Source organism: Pseudomonas sp. WT-JTC, from assembly GCF_056711565.1.
On sequence record NZ_CM160042.1, the window covers coordinates 741,701 to 762,533 of the forward strand.

A 20,833-nucleotide genomic window follows, 5' to 3' on the forward strand; every position below is an offset into this window, starting at 1 on the left:
AGCGTGGAAGGGGGGAGACGAGAGGGGATGCGAGTGCGTCTATGGAAGACGATATTGCGCAACGAGTAGTTACTTGGGTAGCTACTCGTTGCAGGTGTCGCTTTTGTAACCGGGTGTCGTTTTGGGTTGGGATCAGGCAAACACAAAATACTTGCGCACGGTTTCCACTACTTCCCAGGTGCCTTTCATCCCCGGCTCGATGACGAAAATGTCACCGGCGCGCAGGTGGATCGGCGCCATGCCTTCCGGAGTGATGATGCAGTAGCCTTCCTGGAAGTGGCAGTATTCCCACTTCACGTATTCCACGTACCACTTGCCCGGCGTGCAGATCCAGGTGCCCATGATCTTGCTGCCGTCTTCGCTGGTGTAGGCGTTGAGGTTGACGGTGTGCGGGTCGCCTTCGAGTTTTTCCCATTTGCAGGCGTCGAGTACGGGCAGCGGGTGGGTGTCGCGAAGTACGGTAATCGGTGCGGTCATGATGACTCCGGGCATGAGGGAGAGCTGAAGTCGCACCCTATAGGGCTTGGCCGGGCATCAGTTGTCTGTGGTCGACATCGAGGTATCCAGAAGCGCTAGTCGATTTGCGCACGCCATGAAAAACGCCCCGGCATTCATCGAATGTCGGGGCGTTTTATTGTGCGGGGTTACTGAGCCACTGGCAGCTTTCGATGCCGGGCCATGCGCAACCGGTAGCAAGCGTAGATCAACAACACCCACACCGGCATGGCGTACACCGAGGCGCGTACCGGTGGAATCATCCAGATGACGCAGATGATCACGGCCATGAAGGCCAGGCACAGGTAATTGGTGTACGGCGACCAGAAGGCCTTGAAGCCCGGCACGATGCCGCGCTGGCCCATGGCCTTGCGGAATTTCAGGTGCGTCAGGCTGATCAGCGCCCAGTTGATCATCAAGGACGCGACCACCAGGGCGAACAGCAACTCAAGCGCTTCCTGTGGCGCGACGTAGTTGATCAGCACCGCCAGCATCGTGATCAGTGCCGATACGCCCAGAGCCAGCAAGGGAACACCCTGCTTGTTCAGTTTCATCAGCACCTTGGGTGCGTCGCCTTGCTCGGCCAGGCCATAGAGCATGCGGCTGTTGCAATACACGCCGCTGTTGTAGACCGACAGCGCCGCGGTAAGCACCACGAAATTGAGGATTTGCGCGGCGGTGTCGCTGCCGATCAAGGCGAAAATCTGCACGAACGGGCTGCCGCTGTAGGCATCGCCCGAAGCGCCGAGCGTCTGCAGCAGTTGGTCCCACGGATACAACGACAGCAGCACTGTGAGCGCGCCGACGTAGAAGATCAGTACCCGGTAAACCACCTGGTTGATGGCCTTGGGAATGACCTTCCTTGGTTCGCTGGCTTCAGCGGCGGTGATGCCGACCAGTTCCAGGCCGCCAAAGGAAAACATGATGAACGCCATCGCCATCAGCAGGCCGCTGTAGCCGTTGGGGAAGAACCCGCCGTGGTCCCACAGGTTGCTCACCGAGGCTTGCGGGCCGCCGGTGCCGCTGAACAGCATGTAGCAGCCCAGGACGATCATGCCGATGATGGCCACGACCTTGATGATCGCGAACCAGAATTCCATTTCACCGAAGACTTTGACGTTCAGCGTGTTGATCAGGTTGACCAGCACGAAGAACACCGCGGCACTGACCCAGGTCGGCACTTCCGGCCACCAGAACTGCACGTACTTGCCGACGGCCGTCAGCTCGGCCATGCCCACCAGCACATACAGCACCCAGTAGTTCCAGCCGGACAGGAAGCCGGCGAAGCCGCCCCAGTAGTTGTGGGCGAAGTGGCTGAAGGAGCCGGCCACCGGCTCCTCGACAATCATCTCGCCGAGCTGGCGCATGATCAGAAAGGCGATGAATCCGGCAATCGCGTAGCCGAGGATCATCGACGGTCCGGCCGACTTGAGCACGCCGGCGGAGCCCAGGAATAGCCCCGTACCAATGGCTCCCCCCAGGGCGATCAGCTGAATATGACGATTCTTCAACCCCCGCTTGAGCGTCCCCTGTTGCAATATTTCATCCGCCATCTGGTTCCCTTCTGGTTGTTGTGGCCAGGCCTGATTTCAAAGGACGAATATTACTCTGGGTGACCTCTTGGTTATACAGCCGCGCGTAGGGTTGAACGGTGATTTTCAAGGATTTTCACGACGTTTTGCGCTAAGTAGCGCCTCCAGCAAGGCCCTGGCATAGCCGGGCAAGTGCTCGAATGAGTGTGCGCACAGCAGCAGTTTTCGTTGTGCCCATGGCTCCTTCAGCGCGAAGCTTTTCAGCGGTTGATCCACCGTCCAGCGGCGGATCGCTGCCAGCGGCACGATACCCAGCCCGGCACCGTGCGCGACCATGCGCATCACGCCGTCGAAACCTTCGGCACGGATGCGGATTTGCATGCGCAGGCCTGTGTGCAAAGCCTGTTCTTCCAGGTACACCGCCAACGCGCTATCGGCGGTCAGGCCGACGTAGTGGTGTTGCAGCGTGTCGCTGAAATTCGGTGGTTCGCCGTCGGCGAGGGGATGCCCGGGCGGCATGATCAGTACCAGCGGATCGTCACGAAAGGGCAGGGTGTCGAGGGAGTGGGTGTCCACCGCATCCGAGACGATCCCCAGGTCCGCCGCCCCCTGGCGCAAGGCGTGGGTGATACGGGTACTGGGCAGTTCCTGCAGGTCGATGTCGAGGTTGGGGTGGTCACGCAGGAAATCGGCGAGCAATTCCGGCAAGTACTCGGTGATCGCCGTGGTGTTGCACAACAATCGCACCTGGCCTTTGACGCCCTTGGCGTATTCGGCCAGGTCCTGCTGCATGCGCTCGGCTTGTTGCATCAGGGTACGGGCATGCTGAGCCAGGGCCTTGCCGGCAGGCGTTGGCGTTACGCCGCGTCGGCCTCTTTCGAGAAACTCGATCCCCAGTGAGGCTTCCATGGCACGAATGCGCGCACTGGCCGCTGCGAGGGACAGATGACTGCGGGCAGCGCCGGCGGTGATGTTGCCGGTGTCGAGGATGTTCAGGTACAGGCGCAGGTCGGTGAGGTCGAAGTGCATCGGTACAACCTTGAATGTGATGTTGTCTGGGCGGGCGCCTTCGCGAGCAAGCCCGCTCCCACAGGTGACCGAATTCTCATGGAAGAAATGCGATCCACTGTGGGAGCGGGCTTGCTCGCGAAGAGGCCAGTCGCTGCAGTGAAGTATTCAGCCTCTGCCAAAGCAAGAGGCAGCCTCAGTATATGGCAGATTTTCAACCTGCCCTCGCGGGCTCACCATAGCCCCATGAACACACTCTCGACGTTTTACCAGAATCTCGGATTGGCCCTTTCCTTACTGGTTATCGGCACCTTTGTGCTGGCCGGCATGATCAAGGGCGTCATCGGCCTCGGCCTGCCGACCGTTGCCATGGGCCTGCTCGGCCTGGCTATGGCACCGACGCAGGCTGCGGCGCTGTTGATCATTCCGGCGACCCTCACCAATGTCTGGCAACTGGCATTCGGCGGGCATCTGTCGGGGCTGGTCAAACGGCTGTGGCCAATGCTGCTGGCGATTTTTTTCGGCACAGGGGCGGGCACGCTGTGGATCGGCATGAGCGGTGGCCATTGGGTGGTGCGGGGGCTGGGGGCGGCATTGTTGCTGTATGCGCTGAGCGGTCTGTTCCTGCCGATTTTGCGCGTGGGGCGGCGCAGCGAACGCTGGCTCGGGCCATTGTGTGGCGTGCTGACCGGATTCATTACTTCGGCCACCGGCGTGTTCGTGATTCCGGCGGTGCCTTATCTGCAAGCGCTGGGTTTGAGCAAGGACGAGCTGGTGCAGGCGCTGGGCCTGTCGTTCACCGTCTCGACCCTGGCCCTGGCCGGTGGATTGCTATGGCGCGGCGCCCTCGGCGGGGGCGAGTTGAGCGCGTCGCTGCTGGCGCTGATCCCGGCAATGCTCGGCATGTGGCTGGGGCAATCGCTGCGCCAGCGGATCAGCGCCCTGTGGTTCAAGCGCGTGTTCTTCAGTGGCCTGGGTGTGCTCGGCGGCCATTTGCTGATCAGCGGCTAGCGGACGACGGGCTGATCATCTCGATGGCGCGGATCTCGAAGTCTCGTTCCAGGTATTCATCGCGCTGCTCGAGGAACTGCTTCATGTGCGGAAGGTTCGAGTGCACGTCGAGGTGGGCCTGGGATTGCCAGATCTCGTAAAAGATGAACAGGGTCGGGTCCTGTTTGTCGCGCAACATGTGGTATTCGATGCAACCGGGTTCGGCGCGGCTTGCTTCCACGTAGCTGCTGAAAAACGCTTCGAAGGCGTCGGATTTTTCCGGGCGGGTCTTAGCGTGCAGGATGAAGCCCTGGATTTCACTCATGTACATCTCTCCTCAAGTCAGAACTGGCGCCAGTCTAAGGCAACAATCGCCTGTCGATTCGTGCTTGTGGGTCAAATGAATTTTGCCAAATCGATGCTTATTCCGCGCGAAGCCGGTCGGTACTCTGCCGCCATCGAATTCCTGACCCTTCCCGAGATCACTCATGAAAAAAGTCCTGTTGCTCAATGGCGGCAAAAAATTTGCGCACTCCGATGGTCGCTACAACACCACCTTGCATGAAGCAGCGTTGAGCGTGCTGGATCGCGGCGGCCTGGATGTCAAAACCACCTTCATCGACGAGGGTTACGACATCGCCGAAGAAGTGGCCAAGTTTCTCTGGGCCGACGTGATCATTTACCAGATGCCCGGCTGGTGGATGGGTGCGCCGTGGACCGTGAAGAAGTACATCGACGAAGTCTTCACCGAAGGCCATGGCAGCCTCTATGCCAGCGACGGTCGCACCCGTTCCGATGCCTCGCAGAAGTACGGCAGCGGTGGCCTGATTCACGGCAAGCAGTACATGTTGTCGCTGACCTGGAACGCCCCGCAGCAAGCCTTCGACGACCCGAGCGATTTCTTCGAAGCCAAGGGTGTGGATGCGGTTTACTTCCCGTTCCACAAGGCCAACGAGTTCCTTGGCATGGCCGGTTTGCCGACCTTCCTGTGCGTGGACGTGATGAAACGCCCGAACATCGAAGGTGACGTGGCACGCTATGCGCAGCATTTGACTGAGGTGTTTGGCCTCAAGGCATAGTGCTCGGCTACTATCCGATGCAACGGCCAGGAAGATCGCCGCGCCGACTCGCAAAAGAGGACACACGTGAAAGCCAGATCCGATGAGTTGCAGATTTTCGTCTGCGTGATTGAATGCGGGTCGATTTCTGCGGCGGCCGAGCAGGTCGGGCAAACGCCTTCGGCGGTCAGTCGTACGCTGTCGCGGCTGGAGGCCAAGCTCGACACCACGCTGATCAACCGCACCACGCGGCGCATGGACCTGACCGAAGAGGGCAAGTACTTCTTCGAGCACGCCAAGCAGATTCTCGATCAGATGGACGAACTCGAAGAGCGCCTGTCCTCACGCCAGCAAACGCCGTCCGGGCGTTTGCGCATCAACGCGGCGTCACCGTTCATGCTGCACGCCATCGTGCCCTACATCGATGAATTCCGCCGGCTCTACCCCGACATCCAGCTCGAACTCAACAGCAATGATTTGATCATCGATCTGCTGGAACAGAGCACCGACATCGCCATCCGCATCGGCACCCTGACCGACTCGACACTGCATGCCCGCTCCCTGGGTTGCAGCCCGCTGCACATCGTCGCCAGCCCCGCCTACCTGGAAAAGCACGGCACACCGACAGCCGTGGCTGACCTGGCCAACCATACGCTGCTGGGGTTCACCCAGAACGAAGGCCTCAACCAATGGCCGCTGCGTTACGTGCATGGCGATCGCTGGCCGATCCAGGCGTCGATCAGCGCCTCCAGCGGTGAGACCATCCGCCATCTGGCACTGGACGGCCAGGGTATCGCCAGCCTGTCGCATTTCATGACCATCGAAGACATTCGTGCCGGGCGCTTGAAAGTGTTGTTGGCCGAGTTCAACAGCGGCTATCGCCAGCCGATCAACGCGGTGTACTACCGCAACTCGCAACTGGCCCTGCGGATTCAATGCTTCCTGGACTTTATCCAGGGCAAGTTGGCGGATTATGCGAGCGCAGACTTCAAGGGTTGATTCGTGATTCCTGCGCAAGAGTGAATTGGGCCGACAGGGATTTTTCGCCAGGGATCGCTGCTGGATACTCCTTGCATCACTTATCAACGCAGGGAGTTTCTCCATGAACGTATTCGTTACCGGTGCTGCCGGTTTTATCGGCGGTTCCATCGCCACGGGGCTGGTCCAGGCCGGCTACAACGTCACTGGTCTGGTACGCAGCGCCGAACAAGCGGATGAACTTCGTGCACTGGGCATCACACCGGTGATCGGCACCCTCGACGACTCCGCCCTGTTGGCCGATCAGGCGCTGGCTGCCGACGCGGTGATCAACGCCGCCAGCAGCGATCATCGTGGTGCGGTGCAAGCATTGCTCGATGCCTTGCGCGGTTCCGGCAAAGTGTTCCTGCATACCAGCGGTTCGAGCATTGTCGGTGATGCCTCGGGTGGCAAATCCAGTGATGTCATCTACTTCGAAGACAACCTGCCGGAGCCGACTGTCGACAAGGCGGCGCGAGTGGCCATCGACAACCTGATCCTGGCGGCGGCCATGGACGGGGTGAACTCGGCAGTGATCTGCAACACGCTGATCTACGGTCACAGCCTGGGCGTCCATCGCGACAGCGTGCAATTGCCGCGCTTGCTCAAACAGGCGCGTAAAAGCGGCGTTGTACGCCATGTCGGCACGGGCCGGAACATCTGGTCCAATGTGCACATCGAGGACGTGGTGGCGCTGTACCTGCTGGCGCTGACTGAAAACGTGCCTGGCACCTTCTACTTCGTCGAAAGCGGTGAAGCGTCGTTCATCGACATGACCACCGCCATGGCCCGGGCGCTGAACCTGGGCGAGCCGCAAGACTGGCCGCTCAAGGACGCCGAAGCCGAGTGGGGCTATGAAATGGCCAACTATGGCCTGGGCTCCAACAGCCGGGTGCGCGGCAAGCAGGCGCGGGAGCTGCTGGGCTGGGTGCCGAAGCGCACGTCGGTGGTGGAGTGGATTCGCGACGAGATGGTGTGAGTTCGCTTTAGACCGCGTCATCGTTCTTCGCGAGCAAGCCCGCTCCCACATTCGGCCGCATTCCTTCTGACGAAGCGCGATCAATTGTGGGAGCGGGCTTGCTCGCGAAGGCATTTTCGATGACACAGATGATGGCCGGTCCGCCCTCGATTCCGTAACATCCGCACACTCATTTCTCGTCTCTCCCAGTGTGCGGTTCCCCATGAAAGCAAAACGTCTACGCGCCGATGTCCTGGCCGGACTTACCACTTCCTTCGCCCTGTTGCCCGAGTGCATCGCTTTCGCGCTGGTGGCGCATCTCAATCCGCTGATGGGGCTCTATGGCGCATTCATCATCTGCACCCTGACCGCGCTGTTTGGCGGGCGACCAGGCATGGTGTCCGGTGCGGCCGGCTCGATGGCCGTGGTGATCGTCGCACTGGTGGTGCAACACGGCGTGCAGTATTTGCTGGCCACGGTGTTGCTGGGCGGACTGATCATGATCGCGTTCGGGCTGCTCAAGCTCGGCAAGCTGGTGCGCATGGTGCCGTATCCGGTGATGCTCGGTTTCGTCAACGGCCTGGCGATTGTCATTGCCCTGGCGCAACTGGAGCACTTCAAGAGTGGTGAGGCCTGGTTGAGCGGTACGCCGCTGTACATGATGCTCGGGCTGGTCGCGGTGACCATGGCCGTTGTCTATGTGATGCCGCGCCTGACCCGTACGGTGCCACCGGCGCTGGTGGCGATTCTCGGTGTGGGCCTGGCGGTGTATCTGCTTGGCCTGCCGACCCGCACCCTGGGCGACATGGCGCACATTGCCGGTGGCTTGCCGACGCTGGCGTTGCCGGACATCGCATGGAATCCGGACACCCTGCGGATCATCGCGCCCTACGCGATCCTGATGGCACTGGTCGGGTTGCTGGAAACCCTGTTGACCCTGAACCTCACCGACGAAATCACCGAGAGCCGTGGTTACCCGGATCGCGAGTGCGTGGCGCTGGGGGTGGCGAATGTGGTGTCCGGTGCGTTCGGTGGCATGGGCGGTTGCGCCATGATCGGCCAGACCATGATCAACCTCAGTTCCGGCGGTCGCGGGCGCGTGTCCGGGGTAGTGGCCGGGGTGTCGATCCTGCTGTTCATCCTGTTCCTGTCACCGCTGATCGAGCGCATTCCATTGGCCGCGCTGGTCGGGGTGATGTTCGTGGTGTCGCAACAGACCTTCGCCTGGGCCTCATTGCGGGTGCTGAACAAAGTGCCGTTGAACGATGTGCTGGTGATCATCGCGGTGACGGTGATTACCGTTTTCACCGATCTGGCCATCGCGGTGCTCTGCGGCATCATCATTGCGGCGCTGAACTTTGCCTGGCAGCAGGCCCGCCAGCTGTATGCCGACAGTCATCTGGAGAACGACGGCAGCAAGCTGTATCGGCTGCATGGCACGCTGTTCTTCGCCTCGACCACACCCTTTCTCAATCAGTTCGATCCGGCCAATGACCCGGTGCAAGTGACCCTGGATTGTCGTCACCTGAGTTTTGTCGATTACTCGGCCATCGCTGCGCTGGGCACCTTGCGCGAGCGCTACGCCAAGGCTGGCAAGCACTTGCGTGTGCTGCATTTGTCCGAGCGTTGCAAGAAGTTGCTCAAGCGCGCCCGGATGCAGCACGACTGAGCTCAGCCATTCGATTGTTCCCACCCTGAGCGTGGGAACGATCTGTCTTTCGGCGATGAAAATTCGTACGGCCGACTTTCATAATTCGCGACACGCCATGTCTCTGTACGACACCTCTTATCCGTGCACGAAAATTACTTTCACCTCGTTTGAAAATCACCGACCGAAATGTTTTAAGAGTTTCACAAATATTTCGACGTGACCCTCTCGAGGAGTACCGCATGACCCCGTCCTTCGGCTATTGGCTGCTGGTGTATGCCGCCGTTGCCATCATCGCGCTGATCGTTCTGATCGCTCGTTACCGGCTCAATCCGTTCATTGTCATCACCCTGATTTCCCTCGGCCTGGCGCTGGTCGCCGGGATGCCACCCTCCGGTGTGGTGGGGGCGTACGAGGCGGGTGTCGGCAAAACCCTGGGGCACATCGCGCTGGTGGTGGCGTTGGGGACCATGCTCGGCAAGATGATGGCCGAGTCCGGTGGCGCCGAGCAGATGGCGCGCACGCTGATCGACCGTTTTGGCGAGAAGAACGCGCATTGGGCGATGGTGTGCATCGCGTTTCTGGTGGGGCTGCCGCTGTTCTTCGAAGTCGGTTTCGTCTTGCTGGTGCCGATTGCCTTTACCGTGGCACGGCGCGTGGGTGTATCAATCCTGATGGTCGGCTTGCCGATGGTCGCCGGGCTCTCGGTGGTGCATGCGCTCGTGCCGCCGCACCCGGCGGCGATGCTGGCGGTACAGGTGTATCAGGCGTCGGTGGGGCAGACCTTGATGTATGCGATCCTGATCGGCATTCCGACCGCGATCATTGCAGGTCCCCTGTACGCCAAGTTCATCGTGCCGCGTATTCAATTGCCGGCGGAAAACCCGCTGGAGCGCCAGTTCCTGGAGCGTGAGCCCCGCGACAGCCTGCCGGGTTTCGGCATCACCATGGCAACCATCCTGTTGCCGGTGGTGCTGATGCTGATCGGCGGCTGGGCCAATCTGATTTCCACGCCGGGCAGCGGCTTCAACCAGTTCCTGCTGTTCATCGGTAACTCGGTGATCGCGCTGTTGCTCGCCACATTGCTGAGCTTCTGGACCCTCGGCCTGGCGCAGGGCTTCAACCGTGAATCGATCCTCAAGTTCACCAACGAATGCCTGGCGCCGACCGCGAGCATTACGCTGTTGGTGGGTGCCGGTGGTGGCTTGAACCGGATTCTGGTGGACGCTGGCGTCACCGACCAGATCGTTGGCCTGGCCCACGAATTTCATCTGTCGCCGCTGTTGATGGGCTGGCTGTTTGCCGCGCTGATGCGCATCGCCACCGGTTCTGCCACTGTGGCCATGACGACCGCTTCAGGTGTGGTCGCACCCGTAGCCATTGGTCTGGGTTATCCCCATCCGGAGCTGCTGGTGCTGGCGACCGGCGCCGGGTCGGTTATCTTTTCCCACGTTAACGACGGCGGTTTCTGGTTGATCAAGGAATACTTCAACATGACCGTTGCCCAAACCTTCAAGACCTGGACCGTGCTCGAGACGTTGATCTCGGTCGTTGCCTTCGGACTGACCGTTGGCCTTTCTTACCTGATTTAGCCGGAGCCACCCGCATGGACATCCTCTACCAGATCCGCGCCCGTCAGGATTCCTTCAGCGCCGGTGAAGGCCGCATCGCCCGCCTGATGCTCGACGACGTAGGATTTGCCGCCTCCGCCAGCCTCGATGAACTGGCGCTGCGGGCAGAGGTCAGCACCGCCACGCTGTCGCGTTTCGCCCGCACGGTCGGCTGCCGGGATTTGCGCGATTTGCGTTTGCAACTGGCCCAGGCCAGCGGCGTCGGCAGCCGGTTTCTCGACCCGGCGGGCACGCCCGAGCAGTCGGCGTTCTACGGACAGATCGTGAGTGACATCGAATCGACCTTGCGCCAGCACCTGGCGGCGTTCGATGAGTCGCGTTTCGCCGATGCGGTGAAACTGCTGGGCAAGGCGCGGATGATTCACGCCTTCGGCATGGGCGGCTGCTCGACCCTGTGCAGCGACGAACTGCAAGTGCGCCTGGTGCGCCTCGGCTATCCGATTACGGCGTGCCACGATGCGGTGATGATGCGCGTCACCGCCGCCAGCCTCAGCGCTGAACAGGTGGTGATTGTCTGCTCGCTGACCGGGATCACCCCGGAGTTGATCGAAACGGTGGAGCTGGCGCGCAACTATGGCGCTCGCATTCTGGCCATTACGCTCGCGGGTTCACCGCTGGCGCAACTGGCCGACATCGTCCTGCCCCTGCAAAGTGCCGAAACTTCGTTCATCTACAAACCCACGGCAGCGCGCTACGGCATGCTGCTGGCCATCGACGTGCTCGCCACCGAGCTGGCCCTGGCCAATCCTGAAGACAATCAAGAACGTCTGCGGCGGATCAAACTCGCCCTGGACGAATACCGCGGCGGCGACGATCACTTGCCGCTGGGAGACTGACATGCAGTACGACACGCTGATTCGCAACGCCCTGATCATCGACGGCAGCAACAGCCCCGGTTACCCCGCCGACGTGGCCATTCTCAATGGGCGCATCGAGCGTATCGGCGACTTGCGCGATGCCCACGCAAACGAAGAAATCGACGCAGCGGGCCAGGTGCTGGCGCCGGGTTTCATCGACGTGCACACCCATGACGACACCGTGGTGATTCGTCAGCCGCAGATGCTGCCCAAGCTCAGCCAGGGCGTGACCACGGTGATCGTCGGCAACTGCGGGATCAGTGCCTCGCCGGTGAGTTTGCGCGGTGATCCGCCGGATCCGATGAACCTGCTCGGCACGGCCGCGGCGTTCGTTTATCCGACCTTCCGCGACTACCGCACGGCGGTCGAAGCGGCGAATACCACGTTGAACGTAGCCGCGCTGGTCGGCCATACGGCGTTGCGCAGCAATCATCTGGACGACCTGTTTCGCACCGCCACGGCCGATGAAATCAGCGCGATGCGCGAGCAACTGCGTGAAAGCCTCGAAGCCGGCGCCTTGGGCTTGTCCACCGGCCTTGCCTATGCCAGCGCCTTCTCGGCATCGACCGATGAAGTGATGCAGCTGACCGAAGAATTGACGGCATTCGGAGCGGTCTACACCACCCATCTGCGCAGCGAATTCGAACCGGTGCTGGAGGCCATGGACGAGGCGTTCCGGATTGGTCGCCATGCACAAAGCCCGGTGATCATTTCCCACCTCAAATGTGCCGGTGCCGGAAACTGGGGGCGTAGTCCGCAGTTGCTGGCATCCCTCGAACAGGCAGCGAAGACCCACCCGGTCGGTTGCGACTGTTATCCCTACGCCGCGAGCTCATCGACCCTGGACCTCAAGCAGGTGACCGATGCCCACCGCATCACCATCACCTGGTCGACCCCGCATCCGGAAATGGGCGGCCGCGACCTGATGGACATCGCCGCCGAATGGAACCTGTCGCTGCTCGACGCGGCCCGCCAACTGCAGCCGGCCGGCGCGGTTTATTACGGGATGGACGAAGCCGATGTCCGCAGAATCCTCGCGCATCCGCTGTCGATGGTCGGCTCCGACGGCTTGCCGGAAGACCCGTTCCCACACCCACGCTTGTGGGGCGCATTCCCCCGGGTGCTCGGACATTTCAGCCGTGACGTAGGACTGTTTCCATTGCACACCGCCGTGCACAAGATGACCGGGCTGTCGGCGGCACGCTTCGGTTTGAAGGAGCGTGGTGAAATTCGCGAAGGTCATTGGGCGGACCTGGTGTTGTTCGATCCGGCAACCATCCGCGATGTCGCCGATTTCAACGATCCGCAGCGGGCGGCGCAAGGCATCGAGGGCGTATGGGTCAACGGTGTGTTGAGTTACCGTGATGGCCAGGCCAACGGGCGCAGAGAAGGGCGGTTCCTGGCTAGGGAAGGGGATTTGCGTACGGGGTTCGAGTGAGTTTCGAGGACTGTGTCACAGTGATGGCACTTTGAAATTAAAGAATGGCATTTCCGCGCCGAAGGACTGATATCAAACCTGACAACCATTCATTGTTCGGTTACGTATTCTGTAGGAGCGAGCTTGCTCGCGATGGACAAAAGAGCGCAGCGTTTACCCGGTAGACACGCGTCATCATTAACGACCATCGCGAGCAAGCTCGCTCCCACAGGTCTTTCACCGTCTGGGGGCAATCCGATGAGCTTCGGCAAAACCACTCCGGTCCTGCGTATTTTCGACGAAGCCAAGGCAGTGGAGTTTTACGTCGACTTCCTCGGTTTCAAGATCGACTGGCAGCATCGATTCGAAGCGAACTTCCCGCTGTACCTGCAAATCTCCCGTGGCGAATGCGTGCTGCACTTGTCCGAACACCATGGCGACAGCACGCCGGGTTCTGCACTGCGAATCGAGACGGATGAGCTGGAGACGTTTCAACAGCAACTGTTGGCCAAGCAATACAGCTTTTCCCATCCACAGATTCAGGCCATGCCGTGGGGCAGCCAGGACATGACCATCGCCGACCCGTTCGGCAATCGGTTGGTGTTCACCAACGCGATCAGCCTCTGAGCCTTTAGCTTTCGTTCGACACCCGGTGGGTTTGCCGAAACTCGCCGGGCGGCATCCCGCGCCGGCTTTTGAACGTGCGGTGAAACGAGCGGGGTTCGGTGAAACCCAGGTATTGGGCGATGTCCTGAATCGGCAGGGTGCTGTTGAGCAGGTAATGCTCGGCCAGTTCCTGGCGCAGATCATCAAGGATCTGCTGGTACGACGTACCGGCCTGATGCAACTGGCGTTGCAGCGTGCGCACTGACACGGTGAGATGCTCGGCCACCTGCTCCTTGCGTGGCAGACCTTCCTTTAGCAATTGGCGCAGGATGTTTTTGACCCGTTGTTCCAGCGACGCGTCCTCCAGTGTGGCCATCAATCCCAGGGCATGTTCTTCCAGCGTGCGCAGCAATTGCGCATCGGCCTGGCGCAATGGCAACTGCAAATACGGCAATGGGACAATCAGCGCCGAGTAAGGCTGGTCGAACAGTACCGGACAGTCGAAGAACTGCTCGTACTGTGCCAGCGTCGTGTCGGCCGGACGGGCATGTTCCAGCCAGACGGCGGCCGGCGACATATGCGTGTCGGCGATCCAGCGCGCGTATTGCAGCCAGGAGCCGAGCACGTTTTCCACCAGGTGCCGGCGAATTCGCGGGCGTTGGTGGCGGCATGTCCAGATCAGGTGCACGCCGCTGTCCTGCACCTCGGCGCGGCTCACGCCCATGTCTCCCACCAGCTTTTCGAACGGCATGATGCGGCTCATGGCGTCGCCCAGTGTCGCGCAGTTCATGGTGATGTAACCCAGCACGCTCCAGGAGTTGGGCAACACGAAACGCGCGGCGTTGAGACCGAACAACGCATCGCCCGAGTGTTCGCAGAAATAATCGAGCAGCCGTTCATGGGCTTCACCCGGCAACCGCAGGCTGTTGTCACTCAACTGCTGTGCCTGCAACCCGGCAGCCGCCAACGCAGGCTCGATGGCCATGCCCAGTTGTTCGGCATGACGCAGGTATTTGAGCAGCGGCGGAACTGAAGTGAAGCCCAGGGATTGCATGATCGTTTCCTTTGATCAAGGCCCGCGTGCGCGGATGAATGCCCTGAAAGGTAATTTGAAACCACGGCTAAAGTAAATGGCTGACGCTTGCGCGACGTTTGACTCAATTGGCTACTCGAACTGGCCGGATGCGACCGTGACACTTTCGGGCGGCGCACTAGTATGGGGGCCTGAAATATCACTGATCAGAACCGCAAAAGGACACACGCATGCGACGCTGGAACGGCTGGGGAGATGCAACCACGGTGGTCGAACTGCCGGCCCAGGGCGCGAGTTTTCTCGCCCGGCGGGTGGGTGACGGTCGAGCGCTGCCCGATGCGACGCTTGAGACGGCATTGGCCCGCGTACCCCCGTCGCGGTTGCAGCAACACTTCCTGTACAGCGTGGATGCCCATGATCGTTTGTTGCATGCGCGGGGCCAGAGCCTGCCGGACTGGCTGGCGTTGCGTGAGGGCGCGCTGGGGAATTATCCCGACGCCGTGGCCTATCCCACGAGCGCTGAACAGATTCGCCGGTTACTGCTGCTCGCCCATGAACAGGACCTGTGCCTGATTCCTTATGGCGGCGGCACCTCGGTGGCCGGTCACATCAACCCGCCGAGTTCCGCGCGGCCGGTGGTGACGGTTTCCCTGGCTCGCATGAATCGCCTGCTGGATCTCGACGAAGAGAGTCTACTGGCCACCTTTGGCCCCGGCACCACTGGACCGCAGGTGGAAAGTCAGCTGCGCGCCCGGGGTTACACCCTGGGGCATTTCCCGCAGTCGTGGGAGCTGTCGACCCTGGGCGGTTGGGTCGCCAGCCGTTCCAGTGGCCAGCAGTCATTGCGTTATGGGCGAATCGAGCAATTGTTCGCCGGCGGGACCCTGGAAACCTTCGCCGGCCCATTGGAGATTCCCTCCTTCCCGGCCTCGGCGGCCGGCCCTGATCTGCGCGAGGTGGTGTTGGGCTGCGAGGGTCGATTCGGGATCATTTCCGAGGTGAAGGTACGGGTCAGCGCACTGCCCGCCGATGAGCGTTTCTATGGGGTGTTTCTGCCCGATTGGCCCAAGGCGCTGCAAGCCATCCGCCAGTTGGCCCAGGCGCGCGTGCCGCTGTCGATGCTGCGCTTGTCCAACGCGGTGGAAACCGAAACCCAGCTGGCGCTGGCCGGTCACCCGCAACAGATCGCCTGGCTGGAAAAGTACCTGGCCCTGCGCGGCGCCGGTGAGGGCAAATGCCTGCTGACGTTCGGCGTGACCGGCAACCGTCGGCAAAATGCGCTGTCCCTGCGTCAGGCCCGGCAGCACCTCAAGGCGTTCGGCGGGGTGTTTACCGGCACCTTGCTCGGCAAGAAGTGGGCGCAGAACCGTTTTCGTTTTCCCTACCTGCGCGAAAACCTGTGGAATGCAGGTTACGTGGTGGACACCCTGGAAACGGCCACTGACTGGAGCAACGTCGATAACCTCCTCACGCTCATCGAAAACAGCCTGCGCGACGCCTTGGCTGCCGAAGGCGAGCGGGTGCATGTCTTCACCCACCTTTCCCATGTCTACGGCGAAGGATCGAGCATCTACACCACCTATGTGTTTCGCCCGGCAGCGGACTACCCCGCCACCCTGGCGCGCTGGCAGGCACTCAAGCAGGCGGCCAGCCAGACCATCGTCGACAACCAAGGCACCATCAGCCACCAGCATGGCGTGGGCAAGGACCACGCGCCGTACCTGCGCCGGGAAAAGGGCGCACTGGCAATGGAAACCCTGCAGGCACTGAGTCGGCATTTTGATCCGGCCGGGCGACTGAACCCTGGCACGCTGTTGCAGGAGTGACGGCCATGAGCCTGGACTGGAACGCGGCGTGGCGACAGCAGGTGCTGCCGACGCTGGCGGATGAAACCTGGGACCTGATCGTCATCGGCGGCGGCATCAGCGGCGCCGGCATCCTGCGCGAAGCCGCGCGCCGTGGGTGGCGTTGCCTGCTGCTGGAGCAGCGCGATTTTGCCTGGGGCACTTCCAGCCGCTCTTCGAAAATGGTCCATGGCGGCTTGCGTTACATCGCCAAGGGCCAGTGGCGCCTGACCCGCGATTCGGTCCGCGAACGCCAGCGCCTGCTCGACGAAGCGCCGGGGCTGGTGGAACCGATGAGTTTCATGATGCCGCATTACCGTGGCGGTTTTCCCGGACCACGGGTGCTGGGTGGTTTGCTGTCCATCTATGACGCATTGGCCGGGCGGCGCAGCCATTGCTTCCACGACGCGCAACAACTGCGTTATCTGGCGCCTGGGGTGAAGGAAGATGACCTGCTGGGCGGCACCTGTTTTGTCGATGCGCTGACCGATGATGCCCGGCTGGTGATGCGTGTATTGGGCGAGGCCCGGGCCGACGGCGCCGTGGTGCTCAACGGTATGCGGGTGCAGCGATTGCTGCGTGAAGAGGGGCGCGTTTGCGGCGTTCAGGTCGAGGACTGCGAGGGTGGCGGACTACTGACATTGCGTTGCGGTGTGCTGGCCGTGGCCACCGGCGCGTGGGCCGAGCGCTTGCGCCCGTCCGATGCCCCTCGCCAGTTGCGCCCGTTGCGTGGCAGTCATTTGCTGTTGCCGGGCTGGCGCCTGCCAGTGGCACAAGCCTTCACCTTTCTGCACGAGCGCGACCGTCGACCGGTGTTCGTTTTCCCTTGGGAGGGTGCCACGGTGGTCGGTACCACGGACCTCGATCATCACGGCGATCTCGACCAAAGCGCGAGCATCAGCTCCGAGGAACTCGACTATCTGCTGGCTGCCTGCAGCCAACAGTTCCCCCAGGCCGAGGTGGTCGCCGCCGACGTGCTGTCGACCTGGTCGGGCGTGCGCCCGGTGGTGGGCAGCGCTGCGGGTGAACTCAAGCCCTCGAATGAAACCCGTGAACATGTGCTGTGGCAGGAACCGGGTTGTGTGACCCTGGCCGGCGGCAAGCTGACCACCTTTCGCCCGCAGGCGATCGAAGTGCTCAAGGCCTGCGCGAACATGCTCGACCGGCCCTTCAATGACGACGCCGCGCCGGTGTTCGCCGTCGTGCCGCCGCTGGCGATCCCGGGGCTCAGCGCCAACCAGTGGCGGCGCCTGGCCGGGCGGCATGGCCGTGACCTGCCGAGGCTGGCGAAGCTGCTTGTCGAACTGGGCCATGACACCGTCGGCGGCACTGACACCTTGTGGGCAGAGCTGGCCGTTGCCTGCGATACGGAAATGGTCCTGCACCTGGATGACCTGCTGCTGCGCCGCACCCGCATTGGCCTGTTGCTGCCTCGAGGCGCCGAAGATTACTGGCCGGCGATTCGCCGACTCTGCCAACCGCGGCTGGGCTGGGACGATGAGCGTTGGCAGCAGGAACAGCAGCGCTACCTGGCGTTGTGGCAACGCCATCATGGTTTGCCGGATGCCGCGCATTGATGCCCATTGAAGAGAGTTCCATGGATAACCACCCGAGCAAGCGTTACCTGTTGGCCATCGACAATGGCACCCAGAGCGTGCGCGCGCTGCTCTTCGACCTGCAGGGCAATCTGCTGGGCAAAGGCAAGGTCGAGTTGCAGGCCTACTACTCGGCTCAACCCGGCTGGGCCGAGCAGGACCCGGAGTATTACTGGGCAAAACTGGGTGAGGCCTGCCAGCAGTTGTGGCAGCAAACCGGCATCGATCGCTCGCAGATTGCCGGTGTATCCCTGACCACCCAGCGCGGCACGGTGATCAACGTCGATGCCCAGGGCAAGCCACTGCGACCGGCGATTTTGTGGCTCGATCAACGCCAGGCCGAAGTCGAAGGCGGTATCAAGGGACCGTGGGGCTGGCTGTTCAAACTGGTCGGCGCGCAAGCCACGGTGGACTACTTTCGCGCCCAGGCCGAGGCCAACTGGATCGCCCGCCACCAGCCTGAGGTCTGGGCGGCAACCGACAAGTTTTTGCTGCTCTCGGGGTTTCTCACCCATCGCCTGTGCGGGCGCTTTGTCGATTCCGTGGGGTGTTGCGTCGGCTACTTGCCCTTCGACTTCAAACGCCTGAAATGGGCCGCACCCGCCGACTGGAAATGGCAGGCGCTGGCGGTGCGTCCCGAGCAACTGCCGAGCCTGCACAAGCCCGGTGAAACCCTCGGCTACATCAGCGCCGAGGCCAGCCGCCACACCGGTATTCCCGAGGGGTTGCCGCTGATCGCCGCGGGCGCCGACAAGGCCTGCGAAGTCGTGGGTTCCGGCGTCGTCGACGCCGGCACCGTGTGCCTTTCCTACGGCACTACGGCGACGATCACCAGTACCCGGTCGCGCTACCTGGAAATCGTCCCGTTGATTCCGCCTTACCCGTCGGCGGTGCCGGATCAATACAACTGCGAGGTGATGATTTATCGCGGCTACTGGATGGTCAGCTGGTTCAAGAACGAGTTCGGCCTGCGGGAAATGCAGCAGGCCAAAGCCCAGGGCGTGGAGCCTGAGCAACTCTTCGATGCGCTGGTCGACGCCGTGCCGCCGGGCTCCATGGGCTTGATGCTGCAACCCTACTGGTCGCCCGGCATCCGCGAGCCGGGTGTGGAAGCCAAGGGCGCGATGATCGGCTTTGGTGACGTGCATACCCGCGCGCACATTTACCGGGCGATCCTCGAAGGCCTGGCGTATGCCTTGCGTCAGGGCATGGAGAAGATCGAGAAACGTTCGCGGGTCTCCATCACGCGCTTGCGCGTCGCCGGTGGTGGCTCCCAGAGTGATGCCGCGATGCAACTCACGGCGAACATTTTCGGCCTGCCGGCCGAGCGTCCGCATGTCTACGAAGCGTCCGGGCTGGGCGCGGCCATTTGCTGCGCGGTAGGGCTGGGGCTGCACGCGGACTTCCCCACGGCGATGGCCGCCATGACCCGGGTCGGAGCGGTATTCATGCCGCAACCCGAGGCGCAGCAGATCTATGAGCGACTGTACAAGGAGGTCTACCTGCGTATGTATCGACAGCTCAAGCCGCTGTACCAAAGCATCCGCAAAATCACCGGTTACCCCGCCTGAAAGAACACCGCAGATCCCCCCTGTGGGAGCGGGCTTGCTCGCGAAGGCGGAGTGTCAGTCAACATTGATTTCACTGACACACCGCCTTCGCGAGCAAGCCCGCTCCCACATTGGTCCGTGGTGTTTTTTTGCATCGAGGCGTGGCGCTATCGGAGAACTTTTCTGGTGAGTTTGGACAGTGTCAGGGCCCGGGTCGGTTGTTAGGCTCAACCCCCACGGCACATCCAATAAGAACCAAAAGCAATGAAGCTGACATTCCTCCTGTTGCTGCTTTGTGCAACGGCCCCGACGGCCTGGGGCTGGTCCAACCATACGGTGGGCAGCTACCTGGCGTTGCAGGACCTGCCGGCGTTGCGTGATGCGCCAACTGTCGAAGTCGAGCCACTGGAGCGGTTTCTCGCGCAGCAATATCAAGCCGTGAGCGCGTTACTCGACGAGCAGGAACGCTTCGCCCGCGAACACTTCGCCCAGTACCCGCCACGCCCCGACAATCTGCGATTGCCAGACGTACCTGGGGACAATCTGCGCCACGACTTCCTCACCGCGCTGCGGATCAATCCGCAGATTCATCTGGCGATGGTCATTCAACCGCTGCCCGGCCAGGATCTGCCTGAGCGTGAACACCTAATCGCCGAGCAGGTCATGGTCGAGCAGACCCTCTCGCCATGGAATCGCCAGCGCTTCATTCGCGTGACTGACAACGAAAAAGTCGCACCCCTGGCCGTGTTGGCCAGCGCCGCCGACGAGCCGGATTACGGTCACGACATCAACCTGTTCAGCGACAACCCGGGCGAAGTCGGCGCGCTGTACGGCTTCGGCCCGCAGCCCTTTGGTGACGCACGGTTTCAGTACAGCTCCCAGGCGCCGTTCCATATGGGCTTCTTCCATGAGAGCCCGGTGGTGTACGCCGCTGCCGGGTTTCTCGAACGCAGCTGGCCTGACTGGCGCGCCTACCAGTACATGGGCTTGGCGCGACTGGCCTTTGCCACCGGTCATCCTTATTGGGGTTATCGCTTTCTCGGCTGGGGCCTGCACCACATTCAGGACCTGACCCAGCCTTATCACGCCAAGCCATTGCCCGGCGTCGACCTTGCCAGTCTTCTTCTGTTGGAAGGCAAGGCACTGGCCGGTTTCGCTGCCGACAAGCAGGCGTCCATCGAACGCGTTGCGACCCGGCACATGGAAGTGGAGAAGTATCAGTCGACCTGGCTGCGTCGTTTGCTGCGTGCCGGCCAGCCCCATCCGATGCTCGACGCTTATGCCGATTCTGCCCGGGACGGCCATTACCCGCCGTACTCGGTGGACTACCTGCGCGAAGTGGTGAGTGCCGAGTCCGTTGACGAGTCCGCGGCGTTCGATGAAGCCATCGGTCAGTGGCTGGACTCGGCACCGATCACCAGCGATTTCAGCAACGGTAATCAGCTGCAGCGCGAAGATTTCGACCATCCGGCACTCAACCGGCAGTTGTTCAAACTGCTGGGGCATTTCGGTGCGCACAGCCGGGTTTATGTCACTGCGGGGTTGGCACCCTAGCCATCGCAGCCACATTGCCAGAACACAAAAACAATAAAAC

The 20,833-nt window shown here is 61.7% G+C and carries 18 protein-coding genes; 13 read left to right on the top strand and 5 right to left on the bottom strand.

The genetic code is table 11. The features are described 5' to 3' along the window. Positions 1-132: 132 nt before the first annotated feature. The 3 genes from AC06G5_RS03225 to AC06G5_RS03235 all read right to left on the bottom strand — a co-directional run bounded on the left by AC06G5_RS03225 (position 133) and on the right by AC06G5_RS03235 (position 3,056). Positions 133-477: a cupin domain-containing protein gene (locus tag AC06G5_RS03225; RefSeq protein WP_007900627.1), complete on the bottom strand. Its 345-nt coding sequence runs from the start codon at positions 475-477 to the stop codon at positions 133-135. Positions 478-644: 167 nt separating this feature from the next. Next, entirely contained in the window at positions 645-2,048 is a 1,404-nt protein-coding gene (locus AC06G5_RS03230; protein WP_413421717.1) for an amino acid permease, read from the bottom strand. 105 nt (positions 2,049-2,153) lie between these two features. After that, on the bottom strand, positions 2,154-3,056 hold the full coding sequence (locus tag AC06G5_RS03235) for a LysR family transcriptional regulator (protein ID WP_413421715.1): 903 nt from the start codon (positions 3,054-3,056) through the stop codon (positions 2,154-2,156). Positions 3,057-3,281: 225 nt separating this feature from the next. Between AC06G5_RS03235 and AC06G5_RS03240 the strand changes: the two genes are divergently transcribed. After that, positions 3,282-4,046 carry a sulfite exporter TauE/SafE family protein gene (locus tag AC06G5_RS03240; RefSeq protein WP_413421713.1) on the top strand — a complete coding sequence of 255 codons (765 nt, stop codon included), beginning with the start codon at positions 3,282-3,284 and terminating at the stop codon, positions 4,044-4,046. Here AC06G5_RS03240 and AC06G5_RS03245 read toward each other — a convergent pair. Beyond that, positions 4,036-4,350, bottom strand: a complete 315-nt coding sequence (locus AC06G5_RS03245) for a putative quinol monooxygenase (protein ID WP_413421711.1) — start codon at positions 4,348-4,350, stop codon at positions 4,036-4,038. The two genes, AC06G5_RS03240 and AC06G5_RS03245, sit on opposite strands and share 11 nt — an antisense overlap. A gap of 163 nt (positions 4,351-4,513) precedes the next feature. On the opposite strand from AC06G5_RS03245, the gene mdaB reads away from it, so the two are divergent. From mdaB to AC06G5_RS03285, 8 genes are all read left to right on the top strand, one after another. Beyond that, positions 4,514-5,104 carry an NADPH:quinone oxidoreductase MdaB gene (gene mdaB / locus AC06G5_RS03250; protein WP_413703631.1) on the top strand — a complete coding sequence of 197 codons (591 nt, stop codon included), beginning with the start codon at positions 4,514-4,516 and terminating at the stop codon, positions 5,102-5,104. A 66-nt stretch (positions 5,105-5,170) separates the two neighbouring features. Then, complete coding sequence (locus AC06G5_RS03255; protein WP_413421707.1) at positions 5,171-6,082, top strand: LysR family transcriptional regulator; 912 nt, start codon at positions 5,171-5,173, stop codon at positions 6,080-6,082. A 103-nt stretch (positions 6,083-6,185) separates the two neighbouring features. Then, positions 6,186-7,079 carry an NAD-dependent epimerase/dehydratase family protein gene (locus AC06G5_RS03260; protein ID WP_413421705.1) on the top strand — a complete coding sequence of 298 codons (894 nt, stop codon included), beginning with the start codon at positions 6,186-6,188 and terminating at the stop codon, positions 7,077-7,079. A gap of 202 nt (positions 7,080-7,281) precedes the next feature. Further along, positions 7,282-8,727 (top strand): SulP family inorganic anion transporter, encoded by a 1,446-nt coding sequence (locus tag AC06G5_RS03265; RefSeq protein ID WP_480458970.1) that lies wholly within the window; start codon positions 7,282-7,284, stop codon positions 8,725-8,727. 221 nt (positions 8,728-8,948) lie between these two features. Beyond that, positions 8,949-10,298: a GntP family permease gene (locus AC06G5_RS03270; protein ID WP_413421701.1), complete on the top strand. Its 1,350-nt coding sequence runs from the start codon at positions 8,949-8,951 to the stop codon at positions 10,296-10,298. A gap of 14 nt (positions 10,299-10,312) precedes the next feature. Beyond that, positions 10,313-11,173 (top strand): MurR/RpiR family transcriptional regulator, encoded by an 861-nt coding sequence (locus AC06G5_RS03275; RefSeq protein ID WP_085719039.1) that lies wholly within the window; start codon positions 10,313-10,315, stop codon positions 11,171-11,173. Between the two features lies 1 nt (position 11,174). Next, positions 11,175-12,632, top strand: a complete 1,458-nt coding sequence (locus AC06G5_RS03280) for an N-acyl-D-amino-acid deacylase family protein (protein WP_480458971.1) — start codon at positions 11,175-11,177, stop codon at positions 12,630-12,632. 237 nt (positions 12,633-12,869) lie between these two features. Continuing rightward, the gene (locus tag AC06G5_RS03285; protein WP_480458972.1) at positions 12,870-13,238 is read left to right on the top strand and encodes a glyoxalase superfamily protein; all 369 of its coding nucleotides are present in this window, start codon (positions 12,870-12,872) and stop codon (positions 13,236-13,238) included. A 4-nt stretch (positions 13,239-13,242) separates the two neighbouring features. Here AC06G5_RS03285 and gliR read toward each other — a convergent pair whose 3' ends face one another. Beyond that, positions 13,243-14,271, bottom strand: coding sequence for an AraC family transcriptional regulator GliR (gliR, locus tag AC06G5_RS03290; RefSeq protein ID WP_480458973.1), 1,029 nt, complete (start codon positions 14,269-14,271; stop codon positions 13,243-13,245). Between the two features lie 209 nt (positions 14,272-14,480). Between gliR and AC06G5_RS03295 the strand changes: the two genes are divergently transcribed. The 4 genes from AC06G5_RS03295 (at position 14,481) to AC06G5_RS03310 (ending at position 20,793) form a co-directional block, all read left to right on the top strand. Then, positions 14,481-16,076, top strand: a complete 1,596-nt coding sequence (locus tag AC06G5_RS03295) for an FAD-binding oxidoreductase (RefSeq protein ID WP_413421692.1) — start codon at positions 14,481-14,483, stop codon at positions 16,074-16,076. A 5-nt stretch (positions 16,077-16,081) separates the two neighbouring features. Continuing rightward, on the top strand, positions 16,082-17,671 hold the full coding sequence (locus AC06G5_RS03300) for a glycerol-3-phosphate dehydrogenase/oxidase (protein ID WP_413421690.1): 1,590 nt from the start codon (positions 16,082-16,084) through the stop codon (positions 17,669-17,671). 20 nt (positions 17,672-17,691) lie between these two features. Beyond that, positions 17,692-19,260 carry an FGGY-family carbohydrate kinase gene (locus AC06G5_RS03305; RefSeq protein ID WP_480458974.1) on the top strand — a complete coding sequence of 523 codons (1,569 nt, stop codon included), beginning with the start codon at positions 17,692-17,694 and terminating at the stop codon, positions 19,258-19,260. 243 nt (positions 19,261-19,503) lie between these two features. Further along, on the top strand, positions 19,504-20,793 hold the full coding sequence (locus AC06G5_RS03310) for a phospholipase C/P1 nuclease family protein (RefSeq protein WP_413703627.1): 1,290 nt from the start codon (positions 19,504-19,506) through the stop codon (positions 20,791-20,793). Positions 20,794-20,833 lie beyond the last annotated feature (40 nt).

Bases quoted from the DNA above. Each gene is read 5' to 3' on its own strand.
- AC06G5_RS03260 (WP_413421705.1), top strand. From the start codon at position 6,186: ATGAACGTATTCGTTACCGGTGCTGCCGGTTTTATCGGCGGTTCCATC.
- AC06G5_RS03240 (WP_413421713.1), top strand. From the start codon at position 3,282: ATGAACACACTCTCGACGTTTTACCAGAATCTCGGATTGGCCCTTTCC.
- AC06G5_RS03270 (WP_413421701.1), top strand. From the start codon at position 8,949: ATGACCCCGTCCTTCGGCTATTGGCTGCTGGTGTATGCCGCCGTTGCC.
- AC06G5_RS03310 (WP_413703627.1), top strand. From the start codon at position 19,504: ATGAAGCTGACATTCCTCCTGTTGCTGCTTTGTGCAACGGCCCCGACG.
- AC06G5_RS03265 (WP_480458970.1), top strand. From the start codon at position 7,282: ATGAAAGCAAAACGTCTACGCGCCGATGTCCTGGCCGGACTTACCACT.
- gliR (WP_480458973.1), bottom strand. From the start codon at position 14,271: ATGCAATCCCTGGGCTTCACTTCAGTTCCGCCGCTGCTCAAATACCTG.
- AC06G5_RS03245 (WP_413421711.1), bottom strand. From the start codon at position 4,350: ATGAGTGAAATCCAGGGCTTCATCCTGCACGCTAAGACCCGCCCGGAA.
- AC06G5_RS03285 (WP_480458972.1), top strand. From the start codon at position 12,870: ATGAGCTTCGGCAAAACCACTCCGGTCCTGCGTATTTTCGACGAAGCC.
- AC06G5_RS03225 (WP_007900627.1), bottom strand. From the start codon at position 477: ATGACCGCACCGATTACCGTACTTCGCGACACCCACCCGCTGCCCGTA.
- AC06G5_RS03275 (WP_085719039.1), top strand. From the start codon at position 10,313: ATGGACATCCTCTACCAGATCCGCGCCCGTCAGGATTCCTTCAGCGCC.
- AC06G5_RS03230 (WP_413421717.1), bottom strand. From the start codon at position 2,048: ATGGCGGATGAAATATTGCAACAGGGGACGCTCAAGCGGGGGTTGAAG.
- AC06G5_RS03295 (WP_413421692.1), top strand. From the start codon at position 14,481: ATGCGACGCTGGAACGGCTGGGGAGATGCAACCACGGTGGTCGAACTG.
- AC06G5_RS03300 (WP_413421690.1), top strand. From the start codon at position 16,082: ATGAGCCTGGACTGGAACGCGGCGTGGCGACAGCAGGTGCTGCCGACG.
- AC06G5_RS03235 (WP_413421715.1), bottom strand. From the start codon at position 3,056: ATGCACTTCGACCTCACCGACCTGCGCCTGTACCTGAACATCCTCGAC.
- AC06G5_RS03280 (WP_480458971.1), top strand. From the start codon at position 11,175: ATGCAGTACGACACGCTGATTCGCAACGCCCTGATCATCGACGGCAGC.
- mdaB (WP_413703631.1), top strand. From the start codon at position 4,514: ATGAAAAAAGTCCTGTTGCTCAATGGCGGCAAAAAATTTGCGCACTCC.
- AC06G5_RS03305 (WP_480458974.1), top strand. From the start codon at position 17,692: ATGGATAACCACCCGAGCAAGCGTTACCTGTTGGCCATCGACAATGGC.